Annotated in this window: 16 protein-coding genes; 8 read left to right on the top strand and 8 right to left on the bottom strand. The window is 68.1% G+C overall.

The genetic code is table 11. The features are described from left to right. Positions 1–49: 49 nt before the first annotated feature. From NGR01S_RS26885 to NGR01S_RS26900, 4 genes are all read right to left on the bottom strand, one after another. Positions 50–1642, bottom strand: a complete 1593-nt coding sequence (locus NGR01S_RS26885; protein WP_063041651.1) for a cobyric acid synthase — start codon at positions 1640–1642, stop codon at positions 50–52. Then, entirely contained in the window at positions 1639–2502 is an 864-nt protein-coding gene (map, locus tag NGR01S_RS26890) for a type I methionyl aminopeptidase (protein WP_063041654.1), read from the bottom strand. The genes NGR01S_RS26885 and map overlap by 4 nt, the downstream gene beginning before the upstream one ends. A gap of 81 nt (positions 2503–2583) precedes the next feature. Further along, positions 2584–3357: a GntR family transcriptional regulator gene (locus NGR01S_RS26895; RefSeq protein WP_084481751.1), complete on the bottom strand. Its 774-nt coding sequence runs from the start codon at positions 3355–3357 to the stop codon at positions 2584–2586. A gap of 165 nt (positions 3358–3522) precedes the next feature. Continuing rightward, positions 3523–3882 carry a DUF4254 domain-containing protein gene (locus NGR01S_RS26900; protein ID WP_063041769.1) on the bottom strand — a complete coding sequence of 120 codons (360 nt, stop codon included), beginning with the start codon at positions 3880–3882 and terminating at the stop codon, positions 3523–3525. Between the two features lie 768 nt (positions 3883–4650). Between NGR01S_RS26900 and casG the strand changes: the two genes are divergently transcribed. From casG to NGR01S_RS26930, 6 genes are all read left to right on the top strand, one after another. After that, the gene (casG, locus tag NGR01S_RS26905; protein WP_063041656.1) at positions 4651–6288 is read left to right on the top strand and encodes a steroid-24-oyl-CoA synthetase; all 1638 of its coding nucleotides are present in this window, start codon (positions 4651–4653) and stop codon (positions 6286–6288) included. Between the two features lie 125 nt (positions 6289–6413). Then, a complete protein-coding gene (locus NGR01S_RS26910; protein WP_063041658.1) occupies positions 6414–7283 on the top strand; it encodes a helix-turn-helix domain-containing protein in 870 nt (289 codons plus the stop codon). Positions 7284–7448: 165 nt separating this feature from the next. Then, on the top strand, positions 7449–8774 hold the full coding sequence (locus NGR01S_RS26915) for an APC family permease (protein ID WP_084481758.1): 1326 nt from the start codon (positions 7449–7451) through the stop codon (positions 8772–8774). Positions 8775–8873: 99 nt separating this feature from the next. Beyond that, positions 8874–9401 (top strand): hypothetical protein, encoded by a 528-nt coding sequence (locus tag NGR01S_RS26920; protein WP_063126668.1) that lies wholly within the window; start codon positions 8874–8876, stop codon positions 9399–9401. 69 nt (positions 9402–9470) lie between these two features. After that, positions 9471–9965 carry a peroxynitrite isomerase gene (locus tag NGR01S_RS26925; protein WP_063041662.1) on the top strand — a complete coding sequence of 165 codons (495 nt, stop codon included), beginning with the start codon at positions 9471–9473 and terminating at the stop codon, positions 9963–9965. Positions 9966–10178: 213 nt separating this feature from the next. Next, positions 10179–10406 carry a hypothetical protein gene (locus tag NGR01S_RS26930; protein WP_063041664.1) on the top strand — a complete coding sequence of 76 codons (228 nt, stop codon included), beginning with the start codon at positions 10179–10181 and terminating at the stop codon, positions 10404–10406. A 23-nt stretch (positions 10407–10429) separates the two neighbouring features. Here NGR01S_RS26930 and NGR01S_RS26935 read toward each other — a convergent pair whose 3' ends face one another. The 4 genes from NGR01S_RS26935 to NGR01S_RS26950 form a co-directional block, all read right to left on the bottom strand. Continuing rightward, positions 10430–12217: a penicillin-binding transpeptidase domain-containing protein gene (locus NGR01S_RS26935; protein WP_063041771.1), complete on the bottom strand. Its 1788-nt coding sequence runs from the start codon at positions 12215–12217 to the stop codon at positions 10430–10432. Positions 12218–12279: 62 nt separating this feature from the next. Next, on the bottom strand, positions 12280–13143 hold the full coding sequence (locus NGR01S_RS26940; RefSeq protein ID WP_084481752.1) for a GNAT family N-acetyltransferase: 864 nt from the start codon (positions 13141–13143) through the stop codon (positions 12280–12282). 124 nt (positions 13144–13267) lie between these two features. After that, positions 13268–14425: a flavodoxin-dependent (E)-4-hydroxy-3-methylbut-2-enyl-diphosphate synthase gene (gene ispG, locus NGR01S_RS26945; RefSeq protein ID WP_063041665.1), complete on the bottom strand. Its 1158-nt coding sequence runs from the start codon at positions 14423–14425 to the stop codon at positions 13268–13270. 181 nt (positions 14426–14606) lie between these two features. After that, complete coding sequence (locus NGR01S_RS26950; protein WP_063041667.1) at positions 14607–14876, bottom strand: DUF2631 domain-containing protein; 270 nt, start codon at positions 14874–14876, stop codon at positions 14607–14609. Positions 14877–14950: 74 nt separating this feature from the next. Between NGR01S_RS26950 and dxr the strand changes: the two genes are divergently transcribed. Further along, a complete protein-coding gene (gene dxr / locus NGR01S_RS26955; protein ID WP_157107447.1) occupies positions 14951–16111 on the top strand; it encodes a 1-deoxy-D-xylulose-5-phosphate reductoisomerase in 1161 nt (386 codons plus the stop codon). 125 nt (positions 16112–16236) lie between these two features. Continuing rightward, entirely contained in the window at positions 16237–17439 is a 1203-nt protein-coding gene (locus NGR01S_RS26960; RefSeq protein ID WP_063041669.1) for a M50 family metallopeptidase, read from the top strand. Position 17440 lies beyond the last annotated feature (1 nt).

The following is a 17440-nucleotide window of genomic DNA, read 5'->3' on the forward strand; positions in this document are numbered from 1 at the left end:
CGCCCGGGTCGACCGCGCCGAGATCGTGACGCCGGCCCCGCGGCGGCGCTCAACCCGCTCCCGACAGCGCGTCCAGCGTGGCACCGATACTCGGCAGCCCGGCGGGGACACCCTCGGCGAGGAGCCGGTCCAGCCCGGCGACATCCAGATGCCCGGACACCAGATCGGCCAGCAGGTCCAGTTGCGCGGCCCGCACCGCCGCCACCCGGGTTCCGGGGGCCACCGTGAACCCGGCGCGCCCGGCGCACCGGGCGACCTCGGTGAGCCAGCCCCGCCGGAATTCGTCGGATTCCAGGAGCCCGTGCAGATGGGTGCCCCAGACCGCGCCGCGCACCCCACCCTCCGGGACGCGCTCTCCGGTCACCGGGCCGGCGCCGCCCGCCGCCTCCGCCCAGCCGGTGAGGTACAGCCACGGCCGTTCTGCGGTACGCCGGACCAGACCGTGATGGATCTCGTATCCGGCCGCGGTCGTATCCCCCGCGTCGGCCGCGGCCGTCCGGCGCAGCACCTTCTGCCGGCCGAACTCGATATCCATATCGAGCAGTCCCAGACCGGCGACCTCCCCCACACCCGATTCCACGGTGTCCACGATCCGGCGGCCCAGCATCTGATACCCCCCGCAGATGCCGAGGATCGGTCCGCCCGCCGCGGCCCGGCGGATCAGCGCCTCGGCGATACCGGTGCGCCGCAACCAGGCCAGATCGTCCAGGGTCGCCTTGCTCCCGGGCAGGACGACCAGATCGGCGTCCACCAGCGCGGACGGGTCGCTCACCCAGCGCACCGAGACGCCGGGCTCGCAGGCCAGCGCCTCCACATCGGTCGAATTCGATATCCGCGGCAAGCGCACGGCGGCGACGGTGAGCCATTCGCTACCGATCGGGGCGGCGGGGCGGCCCACCGCGGCGCCGGCCACGGTGCCCAGCGAATCCTCGGCATCGATCCACAGCTCGTCGCAGTACGGCAGCACCCCGAGTGTCGGCCGTCCGGTGCGCGCGGTCAGTTCGTCCAGGCCCGGCCGTAGCAGCTCCACATCGCCGCGGAACTTGTTGATCACGAATCCGGCGATCAGCCGTTGATCCTCGGGTTCGAGTACCGCGAGCGTGCCGAAGAGATGCGCCAGCACCCCGCCCCGATCGATATCGCCGACCACGAGCACCGGTAACTCCGCGGCGCGGGCCAGACCCATATTCGCCAGATCTGTGGCGCGCAGGTTGATCTCGGCCGGCGAGCCCGCCCCCTCACAGATCACCACATCGAACTCCGCGCGCAGCGCGGCGAGTTCGGCGGCCACCACCTCGCGCAACCGGGTGCGATGGGTGAAATAGTCCGCGGCGCCCACCGTGTCCACCACCCGGCCGCGCACCACCAGTTGGGACCGCCGGTCGCTGCCCGGTTTCAGCAGGATCGGGTTGAACCGCACGCTCGGTTCCAGCCCACACGCCCTGGCCTGCAGTGCCTGGGCCCGACCGATCTCCCCGCCGTCCAGGGTGACCACGGAGTTGTTCGACATGTTCTGCGCCTTGAACGGCGCCACCCGCACCCCACGCCGCCGCAGCATCCGGCAGATACCGGCGACCACCACGCTCTTGCCCGCGTCGGAGGTCGTTCCGGCGATCAACAGCGCCCCGCCGGGCCGGCTCACGGCAGCGTGAGGATTTCGGCGCCGGTCTCGGTGACCACCAGGGTGTGCTCGAACTGGGCCGTCCACTTGCGGTCCTTGGTGACCACGGTCCAGCCGTCGTCCCAGATCTCGTAGTCGATACCGCCCAGGTTGATCATGGGTTCGATGGTGAACGTCATTCCCGGTTCGATCACCGATTCGACCGCGGGCTGATCGTAGTGCAGGATCACCAGGCCACTGTGGAAAGTCGGCCCGACCCCGTGGCCGGTGAAATCCCGGACGACGCCGTAACCGAAACGGTTCGCGTAGGACTCGATCACCCGGCCGATCACATTCAGCGCCCGCCCGGGACGGACCGCCCTGATGGCCCGCGCGGTCGCCTCTTCGGTGCGTTCCACCAGCAGTTTCACCTCTTCGTCGACCTCACCGGCGAGGAAGGTGGCATTGGTGTCGCCGTGCACACCGTGGATGTAGGCGGTGACATCGATATTGACGATGTCACCGTCCTGGACCACGGTACTGTCGGGGATACCGTGGCAGATCACCTCGTTGAGCGAGGTGCAGCACGATTTGGGGAAACCCTTGTATCCGAGCGTCGAGGGGTAGGCCCCGTGGTCGCACATGTATTCGTGCGCGATCCGGTCGAGTTCGTCGGTGGTGACGCCGGGGGCGACCGCCTTACCCGCCTCGGCCAGCGCCCGGGCGGCGATCCGCCCGGCGATCCGCATCTTCTCTATGGTCTCCGCGGTCTGTACCCAGGGTTCGGAACCCTCCTTGGCCGTTTTCTTCCAGACGTACTCCGGCCGTTCGATCCCACGGGGGACCTCGCGGATCGGAGTGGGGGTTCCGGGAAGCAGCGGCTGGCGGGTACGCACGGACATGCGCTCCAGAGTAGTCGGCGCAGGCCGGGCGGTCGCCGGGAACGGTCCCACCGGTGCCGCACGCCCCGCGCCGGCTCCGCCTCAGCGGACGCGGCCGCCCGTACGGACCTCGAACGCGACCCGATCGCCCCGGTAGAGCGCGGCAACCCGTTCGATCGGACGACCCTGGGTGTCCATTCCGCGGCGCACCACCCGGATCAGCGGGACCGCGGGCCGACAGCCGAGCAGACCGGCTTCCCGGGGCGCGGCGAGCACCGTCTCGATACGTTCGGTGGCGCCGCCGTATTCGACACCGGATCTGCCGATCGTCGCCGACAGCGAACCGAGCGGATCGAAACCCGCGCGCAGCCAGCCGAAACGGTCCAGCGAGAGATCGATACGTTCCAGCGCGATCGGTTCGCCGTCGGCGTGCAGCAGACGTTCCAGCGTCATGATCGGGGTGGCGAGCGGAAGTTCCAGGTCGCGGGCGATTTCGGTATCGGCCTCGGTGTCCTCCCACGAGAGCAGACTGCGCACGACCCCGGATCCGTCCTCGACGGTGGGTTCGGGCGCCAGCGGTCTTACCACCTTCGGGCGGGCCAGCACGGTCCCGCGGCCCTGTCGGCGAATACGGCCCTCCACCGCGAGATCCCGCAGGGCGTGCCGGACGGTTTCCCGGGCGACTCCGAAACGCCCGGCCAGTTCCCGTTCCGCGGGTACCCGGTCGCCGGGGCGTAGCTCACCGAGCATCGTGTCCAGTTCGGCCCGGACCCGGTAAACCTTCGACAGGGCGGCGATTCCCGGCACCGCGGCTGCCTCTGTGTCGAGCTCTTCGCGCGCCGTCACGGCGCTTACGACCCCTTCGGTCTGCCTCATGGCAGAAACTACCTCCAATTGGCCTGTACCGATACAGGTAACCGAACGTTCGCCGTCTGGTCACCTCAGGTCTAGGCCATTCGACAATCTACGGTCTTTCGCGTGCCCAACTCAGAGGTTCGACGACGTTCAGCGGACTGAACGTGGCGGTGATCCGCCGAACCTCTACTGCACCGGCAGCCGCCGGCGCCCGCCCGCCACCTCGGCGATCAAATCGGTGTAACCGTCGACGAGTTCGGCGAGGTGGTACCAGTGCCGGTGCGTGCTGTCGCTGCGCACCCCGTCGGCCTCGATCGCTTGATTCGCGGCCACCCAGCTGAGCGCCATCCGGTCGATCACCGCACCCAGACTTTCGGTGTGCAGGGAGGCGCCGTTGCGGTGCTGCGGCATCCTGCGGGTGATCCAGTCGTTGATGTCGTCCACGAGTTCTGTTCTACGACAATCGATTTCCGCTATCTGCGCCATATCTCGAACTTGCGCGCGGCGCTTGTGCAGTTCGACCAGCGCGTGCGCGAAGCGCAACAGCACACGCTCCTGGACCCGCCTGCCTTGGAAGGCGCACAGCAGCTGTGGCGCAGTCGGCAGGGTCCCCAGAGTGGGTGCGCTCATCCGCACCCCTCGAACTCACCCGGCACCATCACACTCTGTACCAACATGATCGGCTCTCGATTCGGTAATCCCGGACATCGGATCGTTGTTCACAACAAGGCTAGCTGGATCATGCTCTTACATATGCAAGAACACAAGACTTCGGTATGCAATGTTGCGAACAGCGTCGTGCGCGAGCCTAGCGATCCCTTCCACGGAACCTGAAAGCGGTCCCGCCGAAAACGCGTACCCGCCAAGATCCTTCCCGTCGGCGGTCCGAATCCCCGCCGCCGCGAACCATACCCGGCCCGAACCCCGGACCAGGCGCGACGGCGCGTTATGCGACCACATCGCAACCGTGCCGAGATCTGGGCGCGGCTCACACCAGGAACCATACCGACCCCTATGGTGCTGCGACACAACGCCCCCCGGACGTATCGCCCGCCGTTACGGGCCTTCCGCGGGGCGCCGGCACACGGCCGGACCGGAACCCGCGGTGGTCATCCGGTCTTACACCGGGGATGCACGCGCGACCACGCAGCATCGATTGCCAATCGTTTGCCGATTCGTCCGGATGCGCTGGATCATGGCTCATTCGCCGAGACGAGGCGAGCTCCCCGTGCGCCCGTCCATGACGGCCGGTCACCACTGCGCCCGCGCTGTGCGGTATGGATTCTGGGGACAGTCGCCGACAAGGATGTGGACATGAACAGCGACCCCGACCCACGAGCCGCGCAGGCGGCCGCCGAGCTCACCGGCCCCGGTGGACCGTTCGAGCTGTCCACCGAGACGGTGCTCGGCGCACCACTCGCCGTCCGGCGACACCGCCACCGCTCGCTGCGCGAACTGCTCGACCACTCGGAAGCCTGGGGCGGACGCGACTATCTGGTCACCGCCGACCGGCGGATCTCGTTCGCCGAGCATGCCGCCGACGCACAGGCACTGGCCCGCGCGCTGGCCGACCGGTACGGGGTCGGCCGCGGCGACCGGATCGGCATCCTGGCCGCCAACGGCCCCGACTGGGTGATCGCCTTCTGGGCGGCGCAGTGCCTGGGCGCGGTCGCGGTCGCGTACAACGCGTGGTGGGCGGCGCCGGAGGTCGAATTCGGTATCCGGCACACGGAACCGGCGGTCGTCGTCGCCGACGACCCAAGTGCCGCCCTCGCCGCGGGCCACGGCGTGCCCGTGCTCGGCACTACCGCGGACCTACCCCGGCTGATCGCCGAATTCCGGGGCCGGGCCCCGGTGATACCGGTCGACGAGGACGATCCGGCCGTCATCCTCTACACCAGCGGAACCACCGGCCGCCCCAAAGGGGTGGTACACACCCACCGCAACCTCATCGCGATCGCCGACTACCACCGCTACACCGACGCGCTCGGCGCGGCACTGGCCGGCCGCGCCCACCACGAGCCGAGCGATAAGCGCTTCCTGCTCACCTCCCCTCTGTTCCATATCGCCAGCCTGCACAATCTGATAGTCCCCCGGCTCGCCACCGGCGCGGCGGTGATCGTGCACACCGGGGCCTTCGCGGCCGAACGGGTGCTGTCGCTGATGGCGCGGGAGCGCGTGACCAACTGGGGCGCCGTACCGACTCTGGCCGCCCGGCTGCTGGAACACGATCCGGCCGGTTACGACCTGTCGGCGCTCACCGCGCTGTCCCTCAATGCCGCCCCCTCCTCACCGGCCTTCCAGCAGCGCCTGCGCGCCCGGCTGCCCGGCACCGGAATCGCACTCACCACCAGTTACGGCCTCACCGAGGGCGGTACCGCCGCCACCGTGGCCACACCCGCCGAACTCGCCGCCGACCCGGAGACCGTCGGGCGGCCGATTCTCGGTGTCTCCGTGGAGATCCGCGATCCCACGGGAGTCCCCGTGACCGAGGGCAGCGAAGGCGAGATCTGGGTGCGCAGCCCATACGTCATGCTCGGCTACTGGCGGGACGAGGTCGCCACCGCCGCGGCGATCGACGGTGAACGCTGGTTGCGGACCGGTGATTTCGGCACCCTGGCCGACGGCCGGCTCCGAATGTCGGGGCGCCGTATGGATCTCATTCTGCGCGGCGGAGAGAACGTGTATCCCACCGAGATCGAGAACGCCCTCGACGAACATCCCGCGGTCCGGGAATCGGCGGTCCTCGGTGTGCCCGACGACGATCTGGGACAGCGGGTCGCGGCGGTGGTGGTGACCGACGATCCGGACACCCTGGACGCCGGCGAACTGCGCGCGTTCGTCGCCGAGCGGCTGGCGTACTTCAAGGTCCCCGAGCGCTGGACCATCACCGCGACACCACTCCCGCGCAACGCGACCGGCAAGGTGCTGCGCCGGGAGATCACGCCATGAGCACCGGTTCGTGACCACTGCTCACCCCACTACCGGTCTTTCCTCGTTATTGTTGCTCGACAGGAGGCGCGGCGGGCGAGGATCGTGGTAGGCGGACCGCGCCGGGCGCGAGGGAAAGGGATGACATGGCAGGCAAACGCACCGTCCTCACGGCGGGTCTGCGCCGGCTCTCGGTGCTGCTGCTGGAAATGCGCGACGACGCGAAGCTGAGCAAGGAGGACGTCAGCGCGCGAACCGGCATCAATGTGACCACGCTCTACCGCATCGAGACCGCCCAGGCCCGGCCCCAGCGCCGCACCCTCATGACCATGCTCGACCTCTACGACGTCGACGAGGCGCGGCGCCAGGAGGCGCTGGAATTACTGTCGGACGCACAGAAACCCGGGATGTCGCGGCCCTACGAGGCCAGTCTGTCGGAGGTGTACGCCGCGTACATCAATTTCGAATCGGTGGCGTTGTCGGCCCGGCATTATCAGACCTCCTTCATCCCCGGACTGTTGCAGACCGAGCAGTACGCCACGGCCGTGATCGATACGTGCATGCCGAAATTGGAGGCGTCGGATCTGGAGCGGCGCGCCCGGGCACGGATGGACCGGGCAGCGGTACTGGCCAAGGACGAGCCGCTGGAACTGTGGGTGGTACTCGACGAGGCCGCCATCCGCCGGATAGTGGGGGGCCCGGCGGTCATGAGCGGCCAGCTGCGCCGGCTGGCCGAGGCGACCAAACGCAAGAACGTGATCCTGCAGATCCTGCCCTTCGACGCGGGCGCGCACCCGGGTATGGCCGGGTCTTTCACGATTCTCGACTTCCCCGACCCGACCGACCCCGAACTGGTCTATGTGGAGGGCATCTCCGGAGACGCTCTCATCGAAGGCCACACCGAGATCCGGCGATTCGGTGTCATGTTCGACCAATTGCGAGCGATGGCCCTGAGTCCCCGGGATTCCGCCGTACTGATCGCCGAAGCGGCCGCGGCGGCCGAAGCGCTGGCCTGACCCGTGCACGGCCCGTGAACGAGGAGTTCGGACCATACCGAGTGGGTATCCACCTCTGAACCGTCCGATTCAGGGCTCGCACGGCCACTGCGGAGATGAGGGGTTCTCTTGGCAGACGTCACCGACCGGACCGATCCGGCGCAGCAACCCGAACTGAAACGGGTCATGGGCCCGTGGCTGCTGTTGCTGTTCATCGTCGGCGATATTCTCGGTACCGGTATCTACGCACTCACCGGCCGGGTGGCCGCGGAGGTTGGCGGCGCGGTGTGGATTCCGTTCCTGGTCGCCTTCGCGGTCGCGCTGGTCACCGGGCTCAGCTATCTGGAGCTGGTCACCAAGTACCCCCAGGCCGCCGGCGCCGCGCTCTACACCCACAAGGCGTTCGGGATCCATTTCGTCACCTTCATGGTGACGTTCGCGGTGATGAGTTCCGGTATCACCTCCGCCGCGACCGCGGCCAAGGCCTTCGGGGCGAATTTCGCCGAAGCCTTCGAATTCGACGGCAAGGGCCCCTTGCTCACCGTGATCGCGCTGGCCTTCATGGCGGCGGTCGCTGCGATCAATCTGCGCGGCGTCGGGGAGAGTGTCAAGGCCAATGTCCTGCTCACCTGTGTGGAACTGTCCGGTCTGCTGATCGTGGTGTGTATCGGGCTGTGGGCCCTGGGATTCGGTAACGGCGACTTCGGCCGGATCATCGAATTCGACACCGGTGACCGCACCGCGTTCGGCGGCGTCATCGCGGCGACCACATTGGCCTTCTACGCCATGGTCGGCTTCGAGGATTCGGTGAACATGGCCGAGGAGACCAAGGAGCCCAACAGGATCTTTTCCAAGATCCTGCTCACCGGGTTGCTGATCACCGGAGCGATCTATGTGGTGGTCTCCATCACGGCGGTGGCGCTGGTCCCGCCGGACCAGCTCGCCGAGGGCGACACCCCGCTGCTGCAGGTGGTGGAGATCGGGGCACCCGGATTCCCCACCCAGCTCTTCGCCTTCATCACAATGTTCGCGGTGGCCAATTCGGCCCTTATCAATATGCTGATGGCCAGCCGGCTGCTCTACGGTATGGCCAAGCACAAGGTGATCCCCCGGGTGCTGGGCCGGGTCAACCGGAGTCGGCGTACCCCGCATATCGCGATCCTGTTCACCACCCTGCTGGCGTTCGGCCTGCTCGCCTTCGTCGACCAGGTGCCCGAACTCGGTGGCACCACCGCGCTGCTGCTGCTCGCGGTGTTCACCATCGTCAACATCGCGGTCCTCGTCCTCCGGCGCGACCGGGTGGCCCACGAGCATTTCCGCACCCCGACAGCGCTACCGGTGCTCGGCGCGGCGTGCTGTGCGTATCTGGCCACCCCCTTCACCGACCGCAACCCTCAGCAGTACGCCATCGCGGGGGTGCTGCTGCTCATCGGCGTCGTACTCTGGGCGTTCACCACGTTGTGGAACAAACAGCACAATGTCCGGGCCCTGGGCCCGGGAGTCGATATCTAGCCACCTGTCCCATCTTCCGCCCAGGTCGCCGGTTTCCCACCGGTGCTCAGGAATTCGCGGAAGTGACGAGTCGACGCGCGATCGGTAACGTATTCGCCGATGACAAGCATGGACGCCAGGTTCGGCGATGCGGCTGGGTCGGTGCCCCTGCCCAGCCCGTGGGACCTCAATGCCTACCTCGCCGAGGTGGCCGCGCACCGGAAGCGGCCGATCTCGTTGCAGCCGGCCCACCGGTCGGCGCTGGCCGATCTGGGATGCAACGGCAACGGCCTCTGGATAGCCCGTAAGAACGACGACATCATCGTCTACGACGCGTCCGCCTCCGGCCGCAATGCCGACCACATCGTGTTGCACGCGATCGGCCATATGCTGCTGGGGCACGGCGGCCCGGGTGCCGAGGACCCCGACACCACCCGCATCTCGCTGGGTGCGCTCAACGCCTCACTGCTCGACGCTCTGGCCACGATCGCCCCCGGATCGATCACGCAGATCCTGGGCCGCGACGATTTCGGCCCCGACCGGGAACGCGAGGCCGGTGTCTTCGCCGAGATGACCATGGTCTACGCGGCGCTGCCCCGGCGGCGCACCCGCTCCTTCTGGCCCTTCGGCCGCCGCCGCAACAAGTAGCGGCAGATCCGGCGCGCCCACCCGGCACGGGTACTGGAAAGACCGGTCGAGGGTCTACGCTTGTGGGCCGTGGCCGAACCGCAGACACCCGCCCCGCATCCCGATGTCGCCCCGCTGGCCGGATTGCTCGGTACCTGGCGCGGTCGCGGCCAGGGCGACTACCCGACGATCGAACCCTTCGGCTATCTGGAGGAGATCACCTTCGGGCATCTGGGCCGGCCGTTCCTGACCTACCGCCAACGCACCCGGCACGCCGACGACAACCGGCCCCTCCATGTGGAGACCGGATATCTGCGCTGCGCCGGCCCCGACCGGGTGGAGCTCATCCTCGCCCATCCCACCGGGATCACCGAGATCTGCGAGGGGAAACTCACCCTCGGCGACGACGAGCTACGCCTGGAACTGGAGTCGACCGCGATCGGTCTGAGCAGCACGGCCAAATCGGTGACCGCCCTCAGCCGGACCGTGCACATGCACGGCGGCGTCATCGACTACACCCTGCAGATGGGTGCCGTCGGCCTGCCGTTACAGGATCATCTGGCGGCGAGTCTGCACAAAATCTGAATGGAACGTAACGAGTGGATCACAGATAACGTGGCCGGGGTCACGATTTGCTCGTCATCGATTTAATCCACCTTTCCTTCTTGTCTCGGTGGGTACTCCCCGCTTAGGTTGGCCTGAGCAGCAAATCAGCAGATAACTCTTCCGCAGAGCCCGGTCGCCAGCAGCAATCCGAGCTCGCTGTCTGTCGAACCTCTGAATCGGAGGGAGCCGGAAATGAAGCGTTTCACCGTTGCGTTCATCACTGCCGGATTGATCCTGGGCGGCGCCGGGGTCGTCGAGATCCTGGGGACCGATACCGCTTCGTCGGCACCGGTCGACGATCGGACCGTATCGGTCGTCGCGCCCGCCCGGGTCAGCGATTCGGTGACAACCGATACCCGCATCACCGATATCGGTCACCGTTATGCGACCGCGTCGGAAACCGGGTCCTTCGGACAGTGACCGGGCCCGCGTAGCGAGCGGTATCAGTATCCCGGGGGCAGCGCCGCCAGCATATCCCGCGTCACCGCTACCGCGTTATCCGAACTTCCACCTCTGACCAGCAGCGTCGCGAAAGCGATATCGCCTCGGTACCCGACGAACCAGGAATGCGAACCTCCTTCCACTTCCGCTTCGCCGGTCTTACCGAAGACCTCCCCCTGATCGGCGATGCGGTCCGCGGTGCCCGCGACGACCACCTGTCGCATCATTGCCCGCAGCCCGCGCACCACATCCGGTGCGAGGGCGGGTCGTGGACCGTCGACCACCGTCTCCCGGCCCGCGATCAAGTAGGGGGTCGGTGCCGATCCCGAGGCGACGGCCGCGGCCAGGAGCGCCATACCGAACGGGCTCACCACCACCCGCCCCTGACCGATCCCGTCCTCGGTGCGCTGGGTGCGGTCGTCGGTCGCGGGCACCGATCCGGAGAAGGTCGGCAATCCCACCACCGCATAATCCGGTCCGATACCGAAAGCCGCCGCACTGTCGGTGAGCGCGGATTCCGGCAATTCACTGGCCAATCGGGCGAACGAGGTATTGCATGAGCGCGCGTACGCGGTGGTCATCGGTACATCGCCGACGGAGAAGCCGTTGTAATTCGGAATCATCCGCTCGCCGATCGTGACCGCGCTGGGGCAGGAGACCACGGTGTCGGGCGTCGCGATACCCTCGTTCATCGCGGCCGCTGCGGTCACCGTCTTGAACACCGACCCGGGCGGGTACTGGCCGATGGTTGCCACCGGCCCGTCCCGGTCGGCGGACGCGTTCTGTGCCACCGCGAGAATGCCGCCGGTCGAAGGCTCGATCACCACCATCATGGTCTGTTCCCGGCGCCCGTCGACCGCGCGCTGCGCCGCGTTCTGGATGCGGCGGTCCACACTCAGCGCGAAGGACGGCGCCGGCTGCGCCGCCACTTCGTACAGCACTCCGGTCTCGGCACCGCCGGCATTGCGGGCCACCACCCGCCAACCCGACCGGCCGTCGACCTCGTCGATCACCGCCTGCCGGACCTGGGTCATCAGATCGGGGGCGAATTTCCGGTCGGTGGCCGCCATATCCCACTCCTGGGTCACCCGCACGCCCGGCAGCCCGATGAGCCGGGGACCGGCCCGGCCGAACTCGACCTCGTTCAGCACGATCACCGTGTACACGCCGTCGGCGGCGCGCGCGGAATCCAGGATGCGATCCGGGGTGAGCCGCTCGTCGATATCGGCCAGGACCTCGGATAGAGCCGTCGCCACCCGATGCGGGTCGGCACTGTCGGCGGCATCGAAGGTCACCCGCGAGACGGTGCCCGGAACCAGGACATCGCTACCGGACTGTTCGTTGACCCGGGCCCGCGGCGCGGGCTGTATCGACAGCGCCATGGTCTGGGTATCGCCGAGTCGCGGATGCACGGCCACGCCGCTCCAGCGCACCGTCCAGGCACCCCCGGTGCGCACCATCGGTAACTGCCCCGCATAAGTCCACGTGCGGCTGCCCGGCAGCCGCCATTCGTAGGTGTAGTCGACGGTGGCGGTGTCACCGGCGATGCGGGCGGCGCCGGTATCGGCGTGCAACTCTTCGGCGCCCAGTTCTTCCCACGCCGAAGACAGTGCGGCGAAAGCCTTTTCGGGCCGGGTGGTCCGATCGGCGGCCGCCTCGATATCGCGCGCGGCGAATGCCCCGAGAAAACCGTCCGCGGCGGTGATCGGCCCGGAGGAGCCCGCCGCACAACCGGTCACGGCGAGCGCGAGCGCCGCGACCGCGATCACGAGTACCGATCGGATCGTCATCGGAGCCGATGGTAGGCGACCGGAGCCGGTGATCACCTGCGGCACACCGGATCCGCCCGGGATCAGTCGAGCAGGACCGTGGCGAAGGTGGCGATCTGCCGGAACCCGACCGCCCGATAGGCCCGCCGGGCCACCTCGTTGTAGTCGTTGACGTACAGGCTGGCCGTACGCCCCGACGCGACGACCGCATTGGCCACCGCCGCCGTACCCGCCGTGCCCAGGCCCTGCCCCCGGTGTTCCGGATGCACCCAGACGCCCTGGATCTGCCCGGTGCGCCGGGACTGCGCGCCCACCTCCGCCTTGAATACGACCTCGCCGTCGGCGAACCGTGCCCAGGCCCGGCCGGCCTCGATCAGTCCGGCCACCCGGCGCCGATAGCCGCGCCCCCCGTCGCCGGCCCGGGGATCGATCCCGACCTCCTCTATGAACATCGCGATCGCGGCCGCGAGATACCGGTCGAGTTCTTCGGGACGGACCTGGCGTACCTGTGGGTCGGCGGCCGATACGGCGGTATCGGTCAGGGCCAGCAGCGGCTGTGCGCCCCGAACCTCCCGTTCCGGACCCCAGTGGTCGGCGAGCATCTCCCACAGCGGCAGCGCGAGTTCCTGCCGGCCGACCACCGATGAGCACATCCGGGGCCACCGGATGGCCCGGTCGGCGAAGGCGCGCAGCGCCTCACGGCCGCCGCGCAGCGGGATGAGATTCACCCCGGAGAAGCACAATGATTCCGACGGACCGCCATGACTCCACAGCTCACCCTGACCGCACCGGTTGTCCAGACCGTATTCCTGTAACCGGGCGGCGACCATGCAGGTGGCCACCGGATCATCATCGAGGACCCGGAGTACCTGGGCAAGGTCCCGCTTGGCGAGCTGACGCGCGGGAACGAATTTCGCGCGCCGGGTCGGCTCCAGCAGACTCCGCACCTACAACAGCCTGCCATGAACCGCACCGCGACGGTACGAATATCCGGAAAGCGTCAGCGCGCCGTGCACGGAGCGGGTAGCCCCGACCGGCTCGCCGGCGCGGCGAGCCGGGGGCGCGGGGAACTCAGCCCACGCTGATGACCGGCTGACCGGTCTCGGCGTCCTCACCCATCTCCTCGGCGATCCGCATGGCCTCTTCGATGAGGGTCTCCACGATCTGCGCCTCGGGCACCGTTTTCACGACTTCGCCCTTGACGAAGATCTGTCCCTTGCCGTTCCCGGAGGCGACCCCGAGATCGGCCTCCCGGGCCTCGCCCGGTCCGTTCACCACACAGCCCATGACCGCGACTCGCAGCGGCACTTCCAGGCCGTCCAGACCCGCGGTGACCTCGTCGGCCAGGGTGTACACGTCCACCTGCGCGCGACCGCAGGAGGGGCAGGACACAATCTCGAGTTTGCGGGGCCGCAGATTCAGCGACTGCAGGATCTGCCCGCCGACCTTCACTTCCTCGGCCGGCGGCGCGGACAGCGAGACCCGGATGGTGTCGCCGATACCCTCACTCAGCAGCGCGCCGAACGCGACCGCGGATTTCACGGTCCCCTGGAAGGCCGGACCCGCCTCGGTGACCCCGAGGTGCAGCGGATAGTCGCACTGCGCGGCCAGCTGCCGGTACGCCTCGACCATCACCACCGGGTCGTTGTGCTTGACCGAGATCTTGATATCGCCGAAGCCGTGCTCCTCGAACAGACTCGCCTCCCACAACGCCGACTCCACCAGCGCTTCCGGGGTGGCCTTGCCGTACTTGGCCATCATCCGCTTGTCGAGGGAACCGGCGTTCACCCCGATCCGGATCGGGATACCGGCGGCACCGGCCGCCTTGGCGACCTCCGCGACCCGACCGTCGAACTCTTTGATGTTGCCGGGGTTGACCCGCACCGCCGCACAGCCCGCGTCGATAGCGGCGAAGATGTAGCGCGGCTGGAAATGGATATCGGCGATCACCGGGATCTGCGATTTCTTCGCGATCACGGGTAGCGCGTCGGCATCCTCCTGCCGCGGGCACGCCACCCGCACGATATCGCAGCCCGACGCGGTGAGCTCCGCGATCTGCTGCAATGTCGCGTTCACATCGTGCGTTTTGGTCGTCGTCATCGACTGCACCGAGATCGGGTGGTCGCTGCCCACACCGACACCGCCCACCATCAACTGGCGGGTTTTGCGCCGCGGTGCGAGCACCGCGGCCGGTGCGGTCGGCATCCCCAATCCGATTGTGCTGGTCACTTTCGGCTGCCTACTTTCGTACTGGTCCGGCCGGTCGGTGCCGAGTGTAGTCCCGCCCCCGACCGGGGGCCGCCGAGACATGGACAACAGTCGCGACCGGCACCAGCACGTCACCGGCACGTCACCTCGCCGTAGCCGGCCGTACCTCGCGCCGCAGGGCGGCCTGCGGCGCAGACGCCGATTACCGGGGCTTGCGGCGCAGCACGATATCGCGGACCACGAGCACCGCCAGGGCGGCGGCGAATCCGACGAGGTAGAGATCCTCGACCTTGCCGTGGTGATTGCCCTTCAGCATGCCCAGCAGGATGATGATCACCACGACCGCGGCCACCTGGAACGTCCGGCGGGATTCCCCGCTCCAGCCCCAGGCCGCCGACGGAACCTCTGCGGGGTCCACCTTGGTGACGGCGACAGCCTTGTCGCTGGTGGGTTCGACTTCCGTGGCGGCCACGATCGCTCCTCCTCGAGAGAACGGATACTGCCCGATATCGTGGCATACGACCGCCCGTCGTAGCCAGCAGGGGCATGGTCGGTGACAATGAACAGGTGTCAGATCTCCGCAGAGTCCTCCTGCTCGGCAGCACCGGTTCCATCGGCACCCAGGCGCTCGAGGTGATCGCCGCGAATCCGGACAGATTCGAAGTCGTCGGCCTGGCCGCGGGTGGCGGGAACACCGAATTGCTCGCCGCGCAGATGGCCGCGACCGGCACGACCGCCGTGGCCGTGGCCGACCCGGCCGCGGGGGCCGAACTGGGAGTCGCCTTGACCGGGGCGGGCGCGGTGACCGAACTGGTCCGCCGTACCGAGGCCGATGTCGTGCTCAACGCGCTGGTCGGATCACTGGGCCTGGAGCCGACGCTGGCCGCGCTGGAAAGCGGCGCGACACTGGCGCTGGCGAACAAGGAGTCGCTGGTGGCCGGCGGCTCGCTGGTCACCCGGGCGGCGCGACCGGGCCAGCTGGTGCCGGTCGATTCGGAACATTCGGCGCTGGCCCAGTGCCTGCGCGGCGGGCGGGCCGAAGAGGTCGCCACACTGGTTCTCACTGCCTCCGGTGGGCCGTTCCGCGGCTGGACCACCGAGATGCTGGACGGGGTGAACCCCGCCGAGGCGAAAACCCATCCGACCTGGTCCATGGGTCCGATGAACACCCTGAACTCGGCCTCGCTGGTCAACAAGGGCCTGGAGCTGATCGAAACGCATCTGCTGTTCGGTGTCCCCTATGACCGCATCGAGGTCACCGTGCACCCGCAATCGATCGTGCACTCGATGGTCACCTTCACCGACGGCTCCACCCTCGCCCAGGCGAGCCCGCCCGATATGAAGCTGCCGATCGCCCTGGCGCTGGGCTGGCCGGACCGCGTGCCCGGAGCCGCCACGCCGTGCGATTTCGGCACCGCCGCCACCTGGACCTTCGAACCCGTGGACAACGAGGTGTTCCCGGCCGTGGAACTGGCCCGGGAAGCCGGTACCGCGGGCGGCTGCGTCACCGCCGTGTACAACGCCGCCAACGAGGTCGCGGTGCAGGCCTTCCTGGACGGCCGGATCCGCTTCCCGGAAATCGTGCGCACCGTGGCACAGGTTGTACACGACGCCGACCGGTGGCGCGCCGAACCCACCGAACTCGCCGAGGTACTCGCCGCCGACGAGTGGGCACGCGACCGTGCCCGTACCCTCGTACAGCGGTAACCGATGTCGCGAATGGTCGAGGCACCGCTCGCGGGCGGTTACTGTGGACACGTGCTCGCGGCCGCTCCGGTCTCTGTGCGGGCCGGGAGTAATGATCTGCGCACCGCAGGAGGGCTGTAGACCACATGCTGTTCGTGTTGGGGTTCGTGCTGTTCGCCCTCGGCATCACGATTTCGATCGCGCTGCACGAATGCGGGCACATGTGGACCGCTCAGGCCACCGGTATGAAAGTGCGCCGGTACTTCATCGGGTTCGGCCCGAAGGTGTTCTCCTTCCGGCGCGGCGAAACCGAATACGGCGTCAAATGGCTGCCGCTCGGCGGGTTCTGCGATATCGCCGGAATGACCGCGCTCGACGAACTCGAACCCGAAGAGGTCGACCGGGCCATGTACCGGCAGGCCACCTGGAAACGCCTCGTGGTGATGTCCGGCGGTATCGGAATGAATTTCCTGCTCGGCTTCCTCCTGATCGTCGTGCTGGCGGTCGGCTGGGGTCTGCCCAACCTCAACCAGCCGCCGGAGACCACGATCGGCGATATGAGCTGCGTCGCGCCGCAGAACCCCGACCGTACCCTCGGCACCTGTACCGGCCCCGGCCCCGCCCAGCGCGCCGGCCTCCAGCGCGGCGATGTGGTCACCGCGATCAACGGCGAGAGCGTGGACACCTGGGAGGAGTTCCAGACCCGCACCCAGCAGCAGAACGGACCGTTCACCTACACCGTCGACCGCGACGGGCAGACGCTGACCCTCGAGGTGGTCCCGGAGCAGGCCATGCGCTACCCCCGGGACGGCGGCCCCGGCCGGGAGGTGAGTGTCGTCGGCGTCGGCCAGGAGTTCCTCGAACCGGTCCAGTACAGCGTCCTCGGCGCGATTCCCGCTTCGGCCGCTTTCACCGGCGAGATGTTCATTCGTACTTTCCAGTCGCTGGCGCAGATGCCGGCCAAGGTGGCGTCGCTGTGGGATGCGGTCACCGGAGGCGAGCGCGACCGGGAGACCCCGGTCAGCGTGTACGGTGCCAGCAAGATCGGTGGTGAGACCGCCGAACGCGGTTACTGGAACGCCTTCATCCTCATCCTGGCCAGCTTGAACTTCTTCCTGGGCGCGTTCAACATCCTGCCGCTGCTGCCGCTGGATGGTGGCCATATCGCGGTGGTGCTCTACGAGAAGATCCGCAACACCATCCGCGGGTGGAAGGGACTGGCCCCCGGTGCCCCGGTGGACTACCTCAAGCTGCTCCCGCTCACCTACGTCGCGGTCGTCGTCGGTGGTGCCTACATGTTGCTCACCCTCGCCGCCGACATCGTCAATCCCATCCAACTGTTCCCCTGAT

This window comes from Nocardia grenadensis NBRC 108939, from assembly GCF_001613445.1.
In the GTDB taxonomy this organism is placed as follows: Bacteria; Actinomycetota; Actinomycetes; order Mycobacteriales; family Mycobacteriaceae; genus Nocardia; species Nocardia grenadensis.